Origin of the sequence: Paraburkholderia sp. BR13444 (assembly GCF_040948755.1) — a bacterium.
In the GTDB taxonomy this organism is placed as follows: Bacteria; Pseudomonadota; Gammaproteobacteria; order Burkholderiales; family Burkholderiaceae; genus Paraburkholderia; species Paraburkholderia youngii.
Genome location: NZ_JBFPKM010000039.1, coordinates 1 through 2588 on the forward strand (window position 1 = coordinate 1; position 2588 = coordinate 2588).

Below are 2588 nucleotides of genomic sequence, written 5' to 3' on the forward strand. Positions count from 1 at the left end.
CGTAAGCGGTCAATAAAAGACGCCCTTCCATCGAGGGGCAGAAGGTCAGAAGCTAGGTGTCCACGTGGACACCTGCACACTGACACTGATGACAGAGAACAAAGACCTGAAGAGCCGTCTGGTGATTGGCGAGAAACGCGACGGCCGACGCGAGTATGACGAAGGCGCACGCGACGAGCTGGTCATGATGTGCCTGAAGCCCGGCGTGTCGATCGCGCGTACGGCCATGGAACATGACGTAAATCCGAATCAGCTTCGCAAGTGGATCACTCGTTACCGTCAGCAGCGAATGGCGCAGGCTCAGCAGACCTCACCATCAGGGGCGGATGGTGTGCTGATCGATACTCCGACACCGGTACGCCCGAGCGTGGCGCGCGAGGCGCCGGCATTCATTCCAGTCGTTACCGCACCATCGGCACCGCCGGCTGCGCCTCAAGGGCCATCGCAGGCCTTGCCACTGATGGTGGCCGCACTTCACGTGCGCTTGCCGAATGGCGTCGAATTTGAACTCGGCAACGCGAGTCTCGACGAACTGGCGACGATCGTCCAGATGCTGGGGAGGCTACCGTGTTCCGGTTCGACGATGGGCTGAGGGTCTACGTTCACCGCGATCCCGTTGACTTCCGGATGGGCATCAATGGTTTGTCAATCCTCGTCGAGCAGGCGATGTCGCTAAACCCGCTGGACGAGGCCCTGTATGTGTTCGGCAACCGACGTCACGATCGTATCAAGATCATTGCCTGGGATGGCAATGGGTTCTGGCTTCTTCTGAAGCGGCTCGAAGGTCATGATCGCTTTGCGTGGCCCAGCGATGCGGCCGTCGTGACGCTGAGCACCGAGCAATTGGGCTGGCTTCTACAGGGCGTCGACCTCGCCGCCATCAAGAAGCACCCAATGCGATATTACGCCCGTGTGAGCTGAACGCCGACGCAGCATGCCTGTCTAACTGGGCATGCCGATCAATGTCACGATCACCGCCGAGGAACTGAAGGAGTTGCTCGCCGCACGCGACGCACTTGGTGCCGTTCAGCAGGAGCGTGACGAACTGCGCGGCACACTACGGCTGGTGACAGCGGAGCGGGATCTCGCGGAAGAGCGGTTGCGAGCGTACAAGCGCGAACTGTTTGGCGCGTCTAGCGAATCGCGCGAATCGGACCAGCTTGGTCTGTTCAATGAAGCCGAAGCGCTCGCGGTCTCCGGAGGACAGCCCGCGCAGGAAGATACGGCAGATACGGCGGTGTCTGCTCACACACGCAAGAAGCGCGGCCGCAAGCCGCTCGATCCGCGCCTGCCACGCGAGGTTGTCCGGCACGAGCTGCCCGAGTCCGAACGCTTCTGTGGTCACGATGGCCACGCGCTCGTGGAAATCGGCGTTGAGACCAGCGAGCAGCTCGACGTGATTCCAGAGCAGATCCGCGTGATCCAGCATCAACGCGTCAAATACGCGTGCCCGTGTTGCGATCTCGGGATCAAGGTGACGCCACCACCACCGCGAATCATTCCGCGCGGCCTGTTTACCGAATCGGCGCTGGCGTGGATCATCACCGGCAAATACCAGTTCGGTATGCCAATCTATCGTCAGGCCGGGCTCTTGCGACGCTTCGGCGGCGACATCTCGTCGAACACGGTTGCCATCAGCGTTGTGCGGGTTGGGCTTGCGACCCAGCCGGTGATCAACCTGATGCGCGATACGTTGCTCGAAGCAGATCTGATCTATGGCGACGAGACGACCTTCCAGGTGCTCAAGGAGCCTGGGCGCCGACCGCAAACAAAGAGCTACGTCTGGGCGCAAATGAACGGTTCGGGACCACCCATTCGATTGTTCACTTACACGCCCGGGCGCGGTGCAAAACACGCCGCGCAACTCTACGTCGGCGTCAAACCAGGCGCGGCGTTGATGACCGATGGATATGAGCTGTATAGCGGCATCGCGCACGACCATCAACTCGTCCATCTTGGTTGTTGGGCTCATTCAAGGCGCGCGTTCGTCAAGGCGGAGGATACGGTGCCGAAAGCCGCTCGCACTCCGGACCTGCTGTCAACGCGTTTCATCAACCTCATCGGCAAGCTGTTCGCGGCTGAGGCGCGAAGTGCGAAGTGGAACGCCGCTCGCCGGCTGCGATTACGCCGCCGCTATAGCGCCCGCGTGCTCGCCGTCATCGAGCAACTGTTGATTGAGCATCTGCCTGCCGTCGTGCCGGGTAGCATGCTCGGCAAAGCGCTGCAATATCTGAATCGGCAGTGGCACAAGCTGAGCCGCTACGTTGAAAACGGCGACTATCCAATCTCGAACAACGCCTGTGAGAACGAGATCAGGCCGTTCGTCGTAGCGCGCAAGGGCTTTCTGTTTGCCGACACGGTTGCCGGTGCACATGCGAGCGCGAATCTTTACTCGCTGGTCCAGTCGGCAAAAGCCAACGGCATCGATCCATATCGATACCTCAACTGGCTACTCCGATGCCTACCGCTCGCGCAGACCGTCGACGACTACGCCGCGCTTCTTCCCTGGTGCATGCCCGCCGAACTGCGGTAAGTCTATTGCCCTGTTCAACAACTCTGATGGGCGTCGTTAATTGACCGCTTACGCT

Annotated in this window: 3 protein-coding genes; all 3 read left to right on the forward strand. The window is 60.5% G+C overall.

The window, feature by feature from the left end:
• Nucleotides 1-88 precede the first annotated feature (88 nt).
• Genes AB3X95_RS38835 through AB3X95_RS38845 form a run of 3 tightly spaced genes read left to right on the forward strand, consistent with a single transcriptional unit; the run spans nucleotide 89 to nucleotide 2533 of the window.
• Nucleotides 89-592, forward strand: coding sequence for a transposase (locus AB3X95_RS38835; protein ID WP_368623997.1), 504 nt, complete (start codon nucleotides 89-91; stop codon nucleotides 590-592).
• The gene (gene tnpB / locus AB3X95_RS38840) at nucleotides 568-921 is read left to right on the forward strand and encodes an IS66 family insertion sequence element accessory protein TnpB (RefSeq protein ID WP_027821158.1); all 354 of its coding nucleotides are present in this window, start codon (nucleotides 568-570) and stop codon (nucleotides 919-921) included. Before AB3X95_RS38835 ends, tnpB begins: the two co-directional genes overlap by 25 nt.
• 31 nt (nucleotides 922-952) lie before the next feature.
• Entirely contained in the window at nucleotides 953-2533 is a 1581-nt protein-coding gene (locus AB3X95_RS38845; RefSeq protein WP_368594381.1) for an IS66 family transposase, read from the forward strand.
• Nucleotides 2534-2588: the final 55 nt, after the last annotated feature.

Bases quoted from the DNA above. Each gene is read 5' to 3' on its own strand.
- AB3X95_RS38835 (WP_368623997.1), top strand. From the start codon at position 89: ATGACAGAGAACAAAGACCTGAAGAGCCGTCTGGTGATTGGCGAGAAA.
- AB3X95_RS38845 (WP_368594381.1), top strand. From the start codon at position 953: ATGCCGATCAATGTCACGATCACCGCCGAGGAACTGAAGGAGTTGCTC.